This is a genomic window from Candidatus Corynebacterium faecigallinarum, from assembly GCF_052264515.1.
Lineage (GTDB): Bacteria > Actinomycetota > Actinomycetes > Mycobacteriales > Mycobacteriaceae > Corynebacterium > Corynebacterium faecigallinarum.
Genome location: NZ_JBQQOC010000027.1, coordinates 1 through 14,814 on the forward strand (window position 1 = coordinate 1; position 14,814 = coordinate 14,814).

Sequence of the window (14,814 nt, forward strand, 5' to 3'; positions counted from 1 at the left end):
GTTTACAGCTCCTGGCGTGAGCACGCCGACGGATTCATTGTGGGACGCACCCAGTGGACCGGGTTGATCGACGAGGGTTCTTTCGAGTACGTCGGTGGCATGGAGATCTCGCTGAACCACCCTGAATCCCCGTGGGCCACCACGCCGCTGAAGTAACAGCGGAGTATCCGCAAGGCTCTTGCACGGAAGACCGAGGTCGATTAACCTGGTGCGATACATGTGATACAGGAGGTAGCGACCATGCCTATGTCCATCCGATTCTCTGCAGAAGAAGAAGCACGACTGGAGGCACTGGCCAACAGGACCGGTCGACCCAAGAGCTTCTACGTACGCCAGGCGGTGCACACGTACCTCGACGAGATCGAGAAGGCCTACTGGCAGGACGAGGCCGTCCGGAAATGGGAGAAGTCCGGGAAGCCCTCCCGTCCTGCTGAAGAGCTGTGGGAGGAACTGGGGTTGTGAACCAACGGGGGAGGATATGGGGGCTTGAAACCACACCTGAGTTCGACCGTACGGCACGCAAACTCGACCGGCAGGTTCTCAAGAGAATCAAAACCTACCTGGATGAGGTGTGTGGCCTCGCTGATCCGCGAGGAAGAGATCATCATCGTCGCCGTTGCACTCGGACACCGGTCCAGCGTCTATTGACTCCAGCTCACGCGAACTCGGCCGGCACCCCCGGGTACTCCGGCGGGGTCCCGTTGAAGGCCGGGCACATCGTCTGGAAGGAGCACCAGCCGCACAGCTTCGAGGTCTTCGGGGCGAAGTTGCCGGACCGGGCGTCATTGCCGATCTGCGACCAGATCCGGCCCAGGTCCTTCTCCACGTAGTTGAGTTCGGACGGGGTGGGGGAGAGCACCAAGTCGTCCTGCACCTTGAGGTACATCAGCCGGAGCTGCTCGGGAATGTGGTCGAAGAGCCGCCACCACACCAGCGCGTAGAAGCGCATCTGGAACATGGCCTGCGCCGAGAACCGTGGGATGGGTTTCTTACCGGTCTTGTAGTCGACCACCCGGACGGCGCCGGATGCCGCGACGTCCACCCGGTCGATGAAGCCGCGCACCGGCACCCCGTTCGGCAGGGTGGTGTCCACGAACTTCTCGACCGAGTCGGCGTCGAAACCGGCCGGGTTCTCCATCATGAAGTAGCCCTTGACCAGGTCACGGGAGGCCACCAGGAAGTCCATGTAGTCGGACTCGGGCACCAGCTCGTTGAGTTGGTCGTCCTTCTCCGTCATCGCCACCCAGTGCGGCTTGAGCATCTTCACCGCGACCGGGTAGGTACGCTCCTCCCGCGGCAGTCCGTGGAGTTCCTCCAGCACCGAGTGCACCAAGGTGCCCTTGACCTGTGCCAGGGTGCTGGGTTCCTCCAGCCGGTCGATGGCCCGCAGCCGGTAGAGCAGTGGGCACTGCCGGTAGTCACCGACCCGGGAGGGTGACAGCGCCAACGGGCGCCGTCGCGACGGTGCCGACTGTGCAGACTGTGCCGGAGATGCAGGGATGTCAGCAGCAGAGGTCACAGGTGCTCCAGCATCTTGCCCGGGTTGAGGATCCCGGTCGGGTCAACGGCGTTCTTGATCTCGCGGTGCAGTCGACGGTTGCCCTCATCCAACTCCTTGGCAAGCCACTCGGCCTTGATCACGCCCACCCCGTGCTCACCGGTGATCGTCCCACCCAGGGACAACCCCAGGGCCATGATCTGGTCGAAAGCATCCATGCCTGCGCCGACGGAGGCATCGTCGGAGAGGTCGTAGAAGACCGAGGGGTGGGTGTTGCCGTCTCCGGCGTGGGCGACCAGGGCGACCGTCGCACCGGTGGTGTCGCGAATGTCCTCGACCCCGCTGCAGAAATCGGCGAGCTGGTTGCGGGGAACGCAGACATCCTCGATCATCTGCCCACCGCCGTGGGAGCGGGTGTAGTGCTCATTGGCGACCTGTACCGACCGGCGGGCGGCGACCAGCAGATCGGAGTCGGTGGGGTTGTCGGCGAAGGCGACGTCCGCTGCCCCGTGCTCTTCGGCGACGGCGGCGAAGGCCTCGGTGTCGGCCGCGGCGGTCACCGAGTCGGACTGCATGATCAGCACCGCGCCGACCGAGGCGTCCAACCCGAAGTCACCGATCTCGCTGATCATGCCGATGGTCATACCGTCCATCATCTCCAGCATCGACGGGGTGGCACCGGTGGCCATGTAGGCGGTGACCGTCTCCGTGGCTGCCCGGACGGTCGGGAACGTCGCCAGGGCGCTCAGCGGGGCTGGCCCGGCCGGGACCAGCTTCACGGTGACGCCCACGATGACCCCGAGGGTGCCCTCGGAGCCGGTGAGCAGACCCACCAGGTCCAGTCCGGCCACCCCCTTGATGGTGCGGTGCCCCAGTGTAGTGAGCGTACCGTCGGCGAGCACCACCTTGATCTCGCGGACGTATTCGCGGGTCACCCCGTACTTCACGCAGCACATGCCACCGGCGTTGGTGGCGATGTTGCCGCCGATGGTGCACATCGCCACTGAGCCGGGATCCGGCGGGTAGGCCAACCCATGTGCCTTCAGAGCGTCCTTCAGATCCTGGTTGATCACCCCGGGTTCGACCGTGGCGGTCATGGTGTCGGCGTCGATCTCGAGGATGCGGTCCATGGAACGCAGCGACAGCAGGATCGCCCCGGCGATCGCGCATGCTCCACCGGCCAGCCCGGAACGCGCCCCCTGCGGCACCACCGGGATGCCGTGGGTGTGGGCGAAACGCATGGTGTGCACGACGTCGTCGACCGAGGTCGCCCGCACCAGGGCGAGGGCCGCACCCTCGGGGCGGTACACCGATTCATCGGTGGAGAAGGACGCCAGGACGTCCGGGTCGGTGCTCAAGGAGCCGTCCAGTTGGGCCTGCAGGTCGTGCAGGTCCGGGGAGTCCGGAAAGTTCTGCTGGTCAGGATGTGCGGTCGGTGACGGGGAATCGGTGGTGGCCATGTGCGCCATTCTAGTGGGTGTCGGGTGCGTGTCGATCTCGAGTGATGCCGTGTCCTGATTGCCACTACCGTGGGGGCCATGAAGTCGAACAGTCGTCTCGCCGGAACCAGCTCGCCATACCTCACCGCCCATGCGGACAACCCGGTGGACTGGTGGCCCTGGGGCCCCGAGGCCTTCGCCGAGGCGCGTCGCCGCGACGTCCCTGTGTTCATCTCCATCGGATACTCCACCTGCCACTGGTGCCACGTCATGGCCGAGGAGAGCTTCGAGGACCCGGCCGTGGCCGCGGTGGTCAACGAGACGACCGTGCCGATCAAGGTCGACCGTGAACAGCACCCCGATGTCGACGCCTACTACATGCAGGCCACCATCGCACTGAGCGGCCAGGGTGGGTGGCCAATGACGGTCTTCGCCGATGCGGATGGGCGTCCCTTCTTCGCCGACACCTACTTCCCGGCGACCCCTCGTCCCGAACCGCAGCCGGGGCGTCCCTCCTTCTCCCAGGTGATCGATGCGGTGCACCGCACCTGGACGACCGACCGCGGCAAGATCGACGAGTTGACCGACAAACTCAACGACGCCCTCGCCGGCAGTGCCGAGTCGGACCTGGACGAGAGCAGTGCCACCGATACCACCGGATCCATGACCCAGCAGGCGACCGCCGAGCTGCCCACCCGCATCGTCCAACGCATGCGCGCCTCGGAACAGCCCACCGGCGGGTTCACCGGAGCCCCGAAGTTCCCGCCGACCGCCGCCTTGCTGGGCCTGGTGCGCTGGGCGGAGAACACCCCTTCCGGGGAGGCGGCCGGAGAGGTCCTCGACATTGCGGCCCGTACCTGGCGTTCGATCCTCACCGGTGGGCTCTTCGACCACGTCGAGGGTGGTTTCCACCGCTACTGCGTGGACGAGGACTGGACGGTGCCGCACTTCGAGAAGACCCTCTACGACAACGCGCTGCTGCTGCGCGCCCTGGCGGCCTACACCGTGTGCCGACCGGAGGACACTGCCGCGGCCAATGCCCTGGAGATGACCCGCAGCTTCCTGGACACCCGCCTGCGCGTCGGTGACCTCTACGCCAGCGGCCTCGACGCCGACACCGTTGTCGATGATGGAGAAGAGAACGGTGCTCACCGCGTCGAGGGCTACACCTACACCTGGACCCCGGAGGAACTCGGACGCTTCGGACTGGCAGGGGAGTCCGACCTCGACGGCCGTCGGATCCTCACCGCCCGAGACGGCGATCCCGATACCGACCCGGAAACTGGGGCCCTCACCGAGAACACCCGTGCCGCACTGGCCGGGCTGCGGGCGGAACGTCCCCAACCAGCCGTCGACACCAAGGTCGTGACCGCCTGGAATGCCATGACCTCGGTCGCGCTCAGCGAACTCGGCGATGCACAGGGTGCCGCGACCGTCGATGCCCTGTGGGCCCACGCCGTGGACCGCGACGAGGAGGGCACCGTCCTCGCCGTCCGGCGGTGCACCGGCACCCCAGACGCCCCGGCCGGGCTGGAGGACTGCGCCTGGCTGCTGCTGGCCCTGGTCCGTGCCGTCGAGCACACCGGTGCAGAGCACCACCTGGCCCGGATCTCCGAACTCGTCCGGCACATCCAGGTCACCTTCGCCACCGACGCCCCGGGCCGCTGGTACGACGCAGCAACCCCGGTCGCCGCCACGGGCGTGCGTCCCCGCGACCCCTACGACGGCGCCACCCCTGCCGCCGTCGGAGTGCTCGCCGAGGCCCTCAGCTATGCCGGCGGCCTGGCCACCGCCATGGAGGACGCTGACATCCGTACCGTCGGTGGTCGGTGGAGGGCCGAGGCCCGCCGTATCCTCGACACCCACACAAAGGTCGTCGAGCGGCACCTCGTCGGCGCCGGTGGTTGGTTGTGCGCCCTGCAGTCCCACCTCGCCGGCCCGGTACAGGCCACCACCCGGGAGGCCAGCGACGCACAAACCGCCGCACTGCGTGCCAGCCTGGGAACCTCCGCACTGATCCTGCGTGCCGAGGACGGTGCCCGGCTGCTGGGGCAGACACCGGACGGGCCGGTGTCCCAGGTGTGCCGGGACGGGGTGTGCCAGATCGCCGAAGCACTGGACTGACTCTACCGTCGGCGGAGTTGGTACAGTTGCCCGGTTGACATTCCACTGAAAGGGGAACCCCGTGGCATACTCCGGCCCGTTCCAGCCCGGCGACCGGGTGCAGCTCACCGACGCCAAGCGACGGCACTACACCATCACCCTGGAGACCGGGGGCAGCTACTTCACCCACAAGGGCGAGATCAAGCACGACGACATCATCGGCCAGCACGAGGGCACCGTGGTGGTCTCCCACGTCGGCGGCGAGTACCTGTGCTTCCGCCACCTGCTCGTCGACCACGTGCTCTCCATGCCGCGCGGTGCTGCGGTGATCTACCCGAAGGACGCCGCCCAGATCCTCGTCGAGGGCGACATCTTCCCCGGCGCGAAGGTCCTGGAGGCCGGGGCCGGTTCCGGTGCCCTGTCGATGACCCTGCTGCGCGCTGTCGGTCACGAGGGCCAGGTCATCTCCTACGAGATCCGTGAGGATCACCTGGACTACGCCCGCGACAACGTCAACGAGTACATGGGGGAGGACCCGGCGAACTGGTCGTTGCGCCTGGGTGATCTCAACGACGTCACCGTCGAGGACACCGATGGCCCGGTCGACCGCGTCATCCTGGACATGCTGGCCCCCTGGGAGTGTTTGGAGACTGTCCGGGACCTGCTGATCCCGGGCGGAGTGTTCATGACCTACGTGGCGACCGTCCCTCAGCTGATGAAGGTGATGGAGGGCATCCGTGAGCTGGGCTGCTTCACCGAGCCCAAGGCGTGGGAGTCCCTGGTGCGCGAGTGGAAGGTCGAGGGGTTGGCTACCCGTCCGGAGCACCGGATGAACGCCCACACCGCCTTCCTGGTCTGGGCCCGTCGTCTGGCCGACGGCACCGTCGCACCGAAGCCCCAGCGTCGCGCGCGGAAGTAGTGACGGTACACCCGCTCCAGGGAATTCCCGGGCAGACGGATAGGCTACCTTGACCCGGATGTAGAGTGGTGGTCTATGACGCAGCACACCACACACAACGGACCGACTGCCCCGGTCGACTCTGGCCCGGAGTCGTACCGGCAGCTGCAACTGGCCAACCGCACCCTGGGCACCCGCAACGCCAAGCTCACCGAGATGCTCAAGGCCAGCCGGGACAAGCTCGACGAGCTCAACCTGCGGCTCGACGCCCTGGCAGAGCCGCCCAGCACCTACGGCACTCTGCTTGATTCCGAGACCGCCACCGAGGGGTGGACCGCCGAGGTCTTCACCGCCGGTCGCCGGATGCGTCTGGCCGTCAGCCCCCGGGTGGGACGTGGCGAGCTCACTCCCGGCACCCTGGTGCGGCTGGGGGAGGGCCAGCAGGTCGTCGAGGTCTGCGGCTACGCCGACTCCGGTGACATCGCCACCGTGGTGGAGGTGGTCGGCTCCGACCGCATCGTCGTCGCCGACAAACTCGGCGAGGAGACCCTGATGAAGTGCGCCGGTGCGCTCACCGACGTGCTCGCCGCCCAGCAGGTCGGCCCGGGCGACAGCGTGGTCGTCGACCGCAAGGCCGGCTACGCCTTCGAGGTCATCTCCCGCGCCGAGGTCGAGGACCTGGTGCTCGAGGAGGTGCCGGATGTCGCCTACACCGACATCGGTGGTCTGGAGAGTCAGATCGAGCAGCTGCACGACGCCGTCGAGCTGCCCTTCCTGCACCCGGAGCTCTACCGCGACTACGGCCTGCTGCCGCCGAAGGGTGTGCTGCTCTACGGCCCGCCCGGCTGCGGTAAGACGCTGATCGCCAAGGCGGTGGCGTCCTCGCTGTCGAAGAAGATCACCGCCGAGACCGGACGCCCGGACGCGAAGTCCTACTTCCTGAACATTAAGGGCCCGGAGCTGCTGAACAAGTTCGTCGGTGAGACCGAGCGTCAGATCAGGCTGATCTTCGAGCGCGCCCGCAAGATCGCCTCCGCCGGCCAGCCGGTGATCATCTTCTTCGACGAGATGGAGGCCATCTTCCGCACCCGTGGCACCGGTGTGTCCTCGGACGTGGAGTCCACCGTGGTGCCGCAGCTGCTCGCCGAGATCGACGGTGTGGAGGGGTTGCGCAACGTCATCGTCATCGGTGCGTCCAACCGTGAGGAGCTCATCGACCCGGCGATCCTGCGTCCGGGACGTCTGGACGTCAAGATCCGGGTGGAGCGTCCCGACCGGGCCGCCGCCGGCGATATCCTGGAGAAGTACCTCACCGCCGAGGTCCCGCTGTCTCCCGCACTGGTCGCCGAGAGCGGCTCCACCGGGGCAGCGGCCGAGGTGCTGCGTACCCGGATCATCGACAACCTCTACTCCGACGAGCGCCCGTACCTCACGCTGCACTTCGCCGACGGCACCAGTTCCGACCTGTACTACCGCGACTTCGCCTCCGGCGCGATGTTGGCGAATATCGTCGACCGGATCAAGAAGCTGGCCATCAAGGACGTGCTGCGTGGCGAAGGCGAAGGCATCACCACAGCCCACGCCGACGCCGCCGTGGCCGAGGAGTGCCGGGACAACGACGACCTGCCCGACACCACCAACCCGGCCGAGTGGGCCCGGATCTCCGGGCACTCCTCCCGCCGGGTCGTCGAGATCAGCATGGCGGACCAGGCCGATGAGTTCGGCCAGACCGGCACCGCCGGCACTGCAGAGGAGCTGGCACCGTGAAGCGGCTGATCGGCACCGAGACCGAGTTCGGCATCTTCGCCCCGGAGGACCCCTACGCCAGCCCGATCGAGACCTCCACCCAGGCCGTCATCGCCTATGCGGCGACTACCGGGCTGGGAGTCAACCGGCGGACCCGATGGGACTACGAGGCGGAGTCCCCGTTGCGCGACGTCCGCGGTTTCGACCTGCGTCGCTACCGCACCGCCCCGGTGATCGACCCGAATGCCCTGGGTGCGGCGAACCTGGTCACCACCTCCGGTGCCCGGTTCTACGTCGACCATGCACACCCGGAATACTCCTCGCCGGAGACCACCAACGCCTGGGACGCGGTGATCTGGGACAAGGCCGGTGAACTGGTCATGCACACTGCCGCCCAGGCGGCCGGGCAAGTGGAGGACCAGCCCACGCTGACGATCCACAAGAACAACGTCGACGGCAAAGGGGCGTCCTACGGGGCCCACGAGAACTACCTGTACCCCCGTACCTACGAGGCCGAGGCGATCCAGGCCGCATTGATCCCGCACTTCGTCACGCGCCAGGTCTACACCGGTGCCGGACGCATCGGCCTCGGTGAGGCCGGCCAGGAGCAGGGTTTCCAGATCAGCCAGCGTGCCGACTACATCGAGACCACGGTGTCGCTGGAGACCACGCTGAACCGGGGCATCATCAACACCCGCGATGAGCCGCACGCCGGCTCGGACTGGGCCCGCCTGCACGTGATCATCGGGGACGCGAACCTCTCCGAGTTCGCCACCTTCCTCAAGATCGGCACCACCGCACTGGTCTTGGACGCCGTCGGCGCCGGGGCGGACTTCTCCGACCTGGCACTGTATGAGCCGGTGGAGTCGGTGAAGACCGTCTCCCGGGACCTGGACTGCTCCACCCCGCTGCGTCTCTACGGCAACAAGGAGCTCACTGCGGTCCAGATCCAACGGGAGATCCGTCGCCGTGTCATCGAGGCCGTCCCGGAGTCCGAACGCGGGGCCTACGACGACATGGTGCTGGAGATGTGGGAGACCATCCTCGACGACCTGGAACGCGATCCGTCGTCGACCGCCGACCGGCTGGACTGGACCGCCAAGCTGGCGCTGATGAACGCCTACCGGGCCCGTGGCCTGGACTGGGACCATCCCACTCTGGCGGTGGTGGACATCCAGTACCACGACATCGACCCGGCCAAGGGTCTGTACCACGCGCTGGTCCGCAAGGGACGGATGCGCACCCTGGTGCCGGCCGAGGCGGTCGCCGACGCCGTCGCTTCAGCACCCCGGGACACCCGGGCGTGGCTGCGTGGCGAGGTCGCCCGCCGGTTCTCCGACGAGCTGTTGGCGGCGAACTGGGACACGCTGATCCTGGACACCCCCGGTGAGTCGGTCGGGGCCACCCGGGTGTGGCTTCCAGACCCGGCCACCGGCACCGCCGAGGAGTTGGAGGGCGCCCTGGCGGACGTCTCCGACGCTGCGGGGCTGGTCCGGGTGATCGGCGAGACAATCCCCGGCTCCGTGGCCTGTCTCGACTGATAACCTTAGGAAGTATCAGTCACCCCACCGGGGTGACTCGTAAACAGGTGCACAGATGGTGCACAGAGAGGGTGGATAATCGTGGCCGGAGGATCAGGACAGAACCAGGTGCACGGTGGCCGTGGCCCGTCGGATGACGAGACCACCGGCGGCGATGCCGCCGCCACCGGCCAGGAGCAGCTGAAGGTCAGCGGCACCGACGACCTCCTCGACGAGATCGACGGTCTGCTGGAGTCCAATGCCGAGGAGTTCGTGAAGTCCTACGTGCAGAAGGGCGGGCAGTAGTCACGTCCGCCGAGTCCGTGTACACCCGCCGGATCATGGGCCTGGAGACCGAGTTCGGCATCACCAGCGTGCTCGACAGTCACCGGCGACTGGGCCCGGATGAGGTGGCACGCCACCTGTTCGCACCGGTGGTGGAGAAGTACCGCAGCAGCAACGTCTACTGGCACAACGCCTCCCGGGTGTACCTGGACGTCGGCGCACACCCGGAGTACGCCACCGCCGAGTGCGACTCGCTGCACCAGCTGCTGGCCCACGACCGGGCCGGCGACCTGATCTTCCACCGGCTCGCCGAGGACTGCGAGGCGGCGCTGGGACAGCGCGACATCGGCGGTAAGGTCTACCTGCTGAAGAACAACACGGACTCGATCGGCAACTCCTACGGTTGCCACGAGAACTACCTGGTCGGCCGGGACATGTCCCTGAAGGGCCTGTCGGCCCAACTGCTGCCGTTCCTGGTGACCCGCCAGTTGATCTGCGGTGCTGGGAAGATCAGTGTGCCGACCTCAGGTGCACCGAACGAGAACTTCGGGCCGGGCTACTGCCTGTCCCAGCGTGCCGACCATGTGTGGGAGGGGGTGTCATCGGCCACGACCAGGTCGCGTCCGATCATCAACACCCGTGATGAGCCGCACGGTGACTCCTCCCGGTTCCGCCGGCTGCACATCATCGTCGGTGACTCGAATATGTCTGAGACCACCACCGCACTGAAGGTCGGCTCCGCACTGCTGGTGCTGGAGATGATCGAGGCGGGCGTGGACCTGCCCGATTTCGAGCTGTCCAATGAGATCCGCTCGATCCGGGAGATCTCCCGCGACTTCACCGGCACCACGCCGATGGGCCTGCGGGGCGGGGGAGAGGCGACCCCGCTGCAGATCCAGCGGGCCTTCCATTCCGCGGCGGAGTCCTGGTTGGCGCGGCGACCGGAGGACGGCGAACTGGGTACCGGAACCCCCAACTCCGAGCTTGCCCCGGTGGTCGAGCTGTGGGGTCGGGTCCTCGACTGCTTCGAAACCGGCGACTTCTCGCCGGTGGACACCGAGATCGACTGGGTGATCAAGAAGAAGCTCATCGACCGTGTGGCCGAACGTGGCTCCCTGGACATCACCGACCCGCGGCTGGCACAGATCGACCTGACCTACCACGACATCAACCCTGACCGCGGCCTGTTCCACCTGCTGGCCCGCCGTGGCCAGGCAGCGACGATCGTCGACCGGGTCGCCATCGAGGACGCCGCCGAGAACGCACCGCGTACCACCCGTGCAGCCGTTCGGGGACGGTTCCTCGCTGCCGCGGAGAAGAGCAGTCGGCAGACCACCGTGGACTGGACCCGGCTGAAGGTCAACGGGGAGGGCGGCGCCGAGCTCGTCCTGCCCGACCCCTTCATCCCGGAGGCCGAAGGTCTACAGACCCTGCTGGACATCCTGGCCGGTGATCGGGCATGAGCCCGGCGGGACCCCAGCACCGTAACCGGGCGATGCAACCGTACTGGGATCCTGCGGCCAGTCGGATCATCAACCTGGTCCTGGCACTGCGGGGTACCGCCCGTTCGGCCAGCTGGGTCATGGCCCACGTGCACGGGTACCTGCCGCCACTGACCGGACTGCCGGGTGCCGAGGTGGAGAGGAAGTGGGCGTCGGCCCGCCGCCAGTTCGACCGCGACCGTCAGTTGCTCAGCAGCATCGGCATCGAGGTGGAGAACCTCTCCCGCACGGATGCGAACGGCGAACCCGAGGAGCATTACGTGATCGACCCTGAGGTCAGCGACCTTGCGGAGCTCGATCTGACCTCCGGCCAGTGGAACGTCCTGGCAGCAGCCGCGAACTGGGTCCCGAATGCCTCCCTGGTGCCGGTGGTCCAGGCCGCGTTGACGAAACTGGCTGTGGATGCCCCGGATAAGGCCGTCGGCCCGTACGCGGATGCCCCGGACATGTCGGGACGCGTGTCGGACGCCCAGGACCTCGGCAACGATGACATCAACACACTGGTCAAGGCCCTGGACCGGAACCTCTCCCTGACATTCAACTACTGGCCGGCCCGGACCGCGGAGCCGAGACAGCGCCGCCTGGACCCCTGGGCTGTCGCTGCGGTCGGTGCGAACCTGTACGTGACCGGTCATGACCGTGACCGGGGTGCCCAACGGACCTTCCGACTCTCCCGCATCGCCGACCTGGAGGTCGGCACGGACATCATCCGGCACCCGGCCCCGGACCGTCCCGGCAGTGAGCTGGTCACCGAGGGGCTCCAGATGTCGTCCGGTGTGGTGACCGCACGGGTGCTGTTCCGGGACGCGGGCGGTGGCGCTCAGGAGCTGCGTGCCCTGGCCACCGGGGCCGAGGAGTCGCACCCGGAGGGTACGGTGCGCACCATCGGGCCGATCAGCCGTGCGGAACTGTTGCGCAAGGCCTGCGAGTACGCCCCGGACGCCCTGGTTCTCTCCCCGCCGGACCTGGTCGCCGATGTGGTGGAACAGTTGACCACGGCCCGGGACACATTCTCGGATTTCCCGAAGGAGACACCGTGAACGCGACCGTCCCGAAGAAGAGCTCGAAGAACTACACCGTCTGGCAGGTCCGTCGGGCGCTGTCGCTACTGGCCTGGATTCAGTCCGCCCCACACCCCACGCTGGTCCGGGCGATGGACATGTTCGGTGTTCCGGTCCCGCAGTTGCGCCACGAGCTGGTGAAACTCGGCGACTCCGGGGTGCCGGACTATCACCCGGATGATCATGTCATGATCACCGCGGCCCCGAACGTCCTGTCCCCGGTGGAGGTGCCCCGGAACCAGGGTGTGGGACGCCCGCCGGCGTTGACCGATGCCGAGGCGAACACCCTGATCCTGTCCTTGGAGCGGATGGGCAGCGTGCTCGACGGGGAGGCCGCGGAGAATCTGCGGGCGGCGATGGGAGCATTGCGTCGCCTCCAGCGTGAGCGTCGGGACCGCAGGGACAACTTCGTCCCCGACGAGTACACCTCGCCCAGCGGCACCGTCGGTGCCGAGCACGCCGGCCACCAGAGCAGCCAGTATGTCGGTTCCGGAGTCGCTGCGACCGCGGCAGCCCTGCGCGAGGGCGTCGCTGAGCGGCGGTGGGTGGCACTGACCTACGTTTCGGTGTCATCCGATTCGGTACGTCGACGCGAACTGGTGCCGGACCAGGTGGACTTCATCAACGGGTCGGGCTACCTGTGGGCCAGGGAAGGCGAGGACGCCGACCAACGGTGCTTCCACCTGTCCCGGATGTCGGAGGTGGAGGTGCTCGACCGGAAAGCCCCCAGTGTGCTGTCCCGGCCGTTGGACGACGCCGATCCCTTCGGTTTCGACCACGAGAGTCAGCAGTGGGCCGACCTCGTGCTCCGCCCGGATGCCGGGTGGATGTTCGAGTACCTGCCGATGTGGCAGGTCGAAGAAGACTCAGACGCCGGAGAGGCCGGAGATGAGGTCGCGTTGCGGGTCAGTATCCCCGATACCGGGGAGTGGCTGGAGCGTTTCGTGCTCGGCTACAGCCCGTACATCGAGCGCATCGTCAGCACTGTCGGCGCTGACGGCGCTGACGGGAACGTCGAGAATGAAGGCGTCGGACGTGATCTTGCTCACCGTGTGACCCTCCGGGCCGCCGCTGCGGTGGAGGCATACGCCCGACTGGCGTAGTCTAAGCCCGAGACTGATTCTCACTGATCATCACTGTGGCACTGCAGCACAGTGACACTGCACCGAGGTGCAGTCGACTAAACCGAAGGCAACGACTGTTGCCTGACCTAATGAAAGGCCGGTACCAATGGGCGGCGTCAGCTTGTGGCAAATCCTGATCATTGTCCTGATCATCCTCCTGCTCTTCGGTGCGTCGAAGCTGCCCAACCTCGCGCGTTCCGTCGGGCGGTCCGCACGCATCTTCAAGTCCGAGGTACGTGAGATGAAGAACGACGACCAGCCCCAGGTGGAGAAGGCTCCTGAGTCCTCTGCACCCTCCGAGGCCGACCGGATCGCCAACGACTTCACCACTGACCCGGTGGAGCCGGTTGATCGTGTCGACTCCACCAAGAAGAACGACCTGTAGGAGTCCCCTCACCATGCCGGGTACCTTGGAAATACTCATCATTGCGCTGGTCATCGTGGTGCTCTTCACCGCCAACAAGCTGCCGAACGTGGCACGCTCCCTGGGTCGTTCCATGCGGATCTTCAAGTCCGAGGTCCGCGAGATGAAGAACGACGAACAGCCTGTCGCACACACCAATGACTGACAGTTCCTCTGCAGAGCGGACTGTGCGGGTGCCCACCCGGCCCCGCCGGAAGTCTGCTAAGAAGAAGCGACGCTCGACCGAGCAGGAGATGAGCCTGGTCGAGCACCTTCGCGAGCTTCGCGGACGCGTCCTCATCGCCGTGGCGGCAATGGCCGTGGGCACGATCCTGGGGTACACCTGGTACGGCACCGGGGTGTTCGGCACGCCGAGTCTCGGCGAGATCCTGCGCGGGCCCTACTGCAACCTGGACCCTGAGCTTCGCTTCGGCAGTGATTCCGGGGAGTGTCGCCTGCTAGCGACGACGCCCTTCGAGATGTTCGTCCTGCGCCTGAAGATCGGTTTCCTCGCCGGTCTGGTGCTGTCCGCGCCGTTCTGGCTGGGACAACTCTGGGGGTTCATCACCCCGGGGTTGAAGAAGAACGAGAAGATGTGGACCCGCGTCTTCGTCGGCGCCGCCACGCTGCTGTTTGTGGCCGGTGCGGTGCTGGCGTTCTTCGTCGTGAACTACGGTCTGGAGTTCCTGCTCACCATCGGTGACGAGGCGCAGATCGCGGCGTTGAACGGAACGTCCTACTTCAACTTCCTGTTGATGCTGCTGCTGGTCTTCGGGCTGAGTTTCGAGCTGCCGCTGATCATCGTGATGCTCAATGTGGTGGGTGTGTTGCGGTACGACACCTTGAAGGACAAGCGTCGGTACGTCATCCTGGTGTTGTTCATCTTCGCCGCGTTCATGACACCCGGTGGCGACCCGATCTCGATGGTGATTCTGGCGACCTCGATGTGCCTGATGATGGAGATCGCCACGCAGATCGCCCACTTCAACGACTACCGTCGTAAGAAGAAGGGCCTGATCGACGATATCCCGGACGATCTCGACGACGAGTCTGCGTCCATCATCGGCGACGCCGCCCCGATCAACGACGTAGCGTCCGGCACCGGTCCGAAGGTGACCCACGCGGCCGGCAAGACCCGGCACCGTGATCCTCAGGCCGGCACCCCCGCCAACCCCACCAACTTCGATGCTGAAAGCACCAACGGTAGAAACAACTTTGACGACATCCTCTGAGTC

At 66.6% G+C, this 14,814-nt stretch carries 15 protein-coding genes; 13 read left to right on the forward strand and 2 right to left on the reverse strand.

Going from position 1 to position 14,814, the window contains the following annotated elements; genetic code table 11:
* The coding region (locus ACTXPP_RS11980; protein ID WP_443342358.1) for a DUF1266 domain-containing protein at positions 1 to 156 on the forward strand (156 nt) is incomplete at its 5' end.
* A gap of 90 nt (positions 157 to 246) precedes the next feature.
* Positions 247 to 462, forward strand: a complete 216-nt coding sequence (relB, locus tag ACTXPP_RS11985) for a type II toxin-antitoxin system RelB family antitoxin (protein ID WP_301520170.1) — start codon at positions 247 to 249, stop codon at positions 460 to 462.
* A gap of 193 nt (positions 463 to 655) precedes the next feature.
* Here relB and ACTXPP_RS11990 read toward each other — a convergent pair whose 3' ends face one another.
* Positions 656 to 1,501 carry a RecB family exonuclease gene (locus ACTXPP_RS11990; protein WP_443342360.1) on the reverse strand — a complete coding sequence of 282 codons (846 nt, stop codon included), beginning with the start codon at positions 1,499 to 1,501 and terminating at the stop codon, positions 656 to 658.
* A 14-nt stretch (positions 1,502 to 1,515) separates the two neighbouring features.
* Entirely contained in the window at positions 1,516 to 2,958 is a 1,443-nt protein-coding gene (locus ACTXPP_RS11995; protein ID WP_443342320.1) for an FAD-binding oxidoreductase, read from the reverse strand.
* 78 nt (positions 2,959 to 3,036) lie between these two features.
* On the opposite strand from ACTXPP_RS11995, the gene ACTXPP_RS12000 reads away from it, so the two are divergent.
* The 11 genes from ACTXPP_RS12000 to tatC all read left to right on the forward strand — a co-directional run bounded on the left by ACTXPP_RS12000 (position 3,037) and on the right by tatC (position 14,811).
* Positions 3,037 to 5,061: a thioredoxin domain-containing protein gene (locus ACTXPP_RS12000; RefSeq protein ID WP_443342322.1), complete on the forward strand. Its 2,025-nt coding sequence runs from the start codon at positions 3,037 to 3,039 to the stop codon at positions 5,059 to 5,061.
* A 61-nt stretch (positions 5,062 to 5,122) separates the two neighbouring features.
* Positions 5,123 to 5,959, forward strand: coding sequence for a tRNA (adenine-N1)-methyltransferase (locus ACTXPP_RS12005; protein ID WP_301494681.1), 837 nt, complete (start codon positions 5,123 to 5,125; stop codon positions 5,957 to 5,959).
* 75 nt (positions 5,960 to 6,034) lie between these two features.
* A complete protein-coding gene (gene arc, locus ACTXPP_RS12010) occupies positions 6,035 to 7,705 on the forward strand; it encodes a proteasome ATPase (protein WP_443342324.1) in 1,671 nt (556 codons plus the stop codon).
* A complete protein-coding gene (gene dop, locus ACTXPP_RS12015) occupies positions 7,702 to 9,225 on the forward strand; it encodes a depupylase/deamidase Dop (protein WP_443342326.1) in 1,524 nt (507 codons plus the stop codon). Before arc ends, dop begins: the two co-directional genes overlap by 4 nt.
* Before the next feature lie 81 nt (positions 9,226 to 9,306).
* Positions 9,307 to 9,510, forward strand: a complete 204-nt coding sequence (locus ACTXPP_RS12020; RefSeq protein WP_443342329.1) for a ubiquitin-like protein Pup — start codon at positions 9,307 to 9,309, stop codon at positions 9,508 to 9,510.
* Positions 9,511 to 9,545: 35 nt separating this feature from the next.
* Positions 9,546 to 10,952 (forward strand): Pup--protein ligase, encoded by a 1,407-nt coding sequence (gene pafA / locus ACTXPP_RS12025; RefSeq protein ID WP_443342363.1) that lies wholly within the window; start codon positions 9,546 to 9,548, stop codon positions 10,950 to 10,952.
* Positions 10,949 to 12,031: a helix-turn-helix transcriptional regulator gene (locus tag ACTXPP_RS12030; RefSeq protein WP_301496017.1), complete on the forward strand. Its 1,083-nt coding sequence runs from the start codon at positions 10,949 to 10,951 to the stop codon at positions 12,029 to 12,031. The genes pafA and ACTXPP_RS12030 overlap by 4 nt, the downstream gene beginning before the upstream one ends.
* Complete coding sequence (locus tag ACTXPP_RS12035; RefSeq protein ID WP_443342331.1) at positions 12,028 to 13,155, forward strand: helix-turn-helix transcriptional regulator; 1,128 nt, start codon at positions 12,028 to 12,030, stop codon at positions 13,153 to 13,155. Before ACTXPP_RS12030 ends, ACTXPP_RS12035 begins: the two co-directional genes overlap by 4 nt.
* A gap of 127 nt (positions 13,156 to 13,282) precedes the next feature.
* Entirely contained in the window at positions 13,283 to 13,561 is a 279-nt protein-coding gene (tatA, locus tag ACTXPP_RS12040; RefSeq protein ID WP_443342333.1) for a Sec-independent protein translocase subunit TatA, read from the forward strand.
* 13 nt (positions 13,562 to 13,574) lie between these two features.
* Positions 13,575 to 13,745, forward strand: coding sequence for a Sec-independent protein translocase subunit TatA (gene tatA / locus ACTXPP_RS12045; RefSeq protein ID WP_301496022.1), 171 nt, complete (start codon positions 13,575 to 13,577; stop codon positions 13,743 to 13,745).
* Complete coding sequence (tatC, locus tag ACTXPP_RS12050) at positions 13,723 to 14,811, forward strand: twin-arginine translocase subunit TatC (protein WP_443342365.1); 1,089 nt, start codon at positions 13,723 to 13,725, stop codon at positions 14,809 to 14,811. Before tatA (ACTXPP_RS12045) ends, tatC begins: the two co-directional genes overlap by 23 nt.
* The last annotated feature ends 3 nt before the right edge of the window (positions 14,812 to 14,814 follow it).

Excerpts from the sequence above, each read along its gene's own strand:
- ACTXPP_RS12030 (WP_301496017.1), top strand. The coding sequence starts at position 10,949 with ATGAGCCCGGCGGGACCCCAGCACCGTAACCGGGCGATGCAACCGTAC.
- pafA (WP_443342363.1), top strand. The coding sequence starts at position 9,546 with ATGGGCCTGGAGACCGAGTTCGGCATCACCAGCGTGCTCGACAGTCAC.
- ACTXPP_RS12000 (WP_443342322.1), top strand. The coding sequence starts at position 3,037 with ATGAAGTCGAACAGTCGTCTCGCCGGAACCAGCTCGCCATACCTCACC.
- relB (WP_301520170.1), top strand. The coding sequence starts at position 247 with ATGTCCATCCGATTCTCTGCAGAAGAAGAAGCACGACTGGAGGCACTG.
- arc (WP_443342324.1), top strand. The coding sequence starts at position 6,035 with ATGACGCAGCACACCACACACAACGGACCGACTGCCCCGGTCGACTCT.
- ACTXPP_RS11995 (WP_443342320.1), bottom strand. The coding sequence starts at position 2,958 with ATGGCCACCACCGATTCCCCGTCACCGACCGCACATCCTGACCAGCAG.
- tatA (WP_443342333.1), top strand. The coding sequence starts at position 13,283 with ATGGGCGGCGTCAGCTTGTGGCAAATCCTGATCATTGTCCTGATCATC.
- tatA (WP_301496022.1), top strand. The coding sequence starts at position 13,575 with ATGCCGGGTACCTTGGAAATACTCATCATTGCGCTGGTCATCGTGGTG.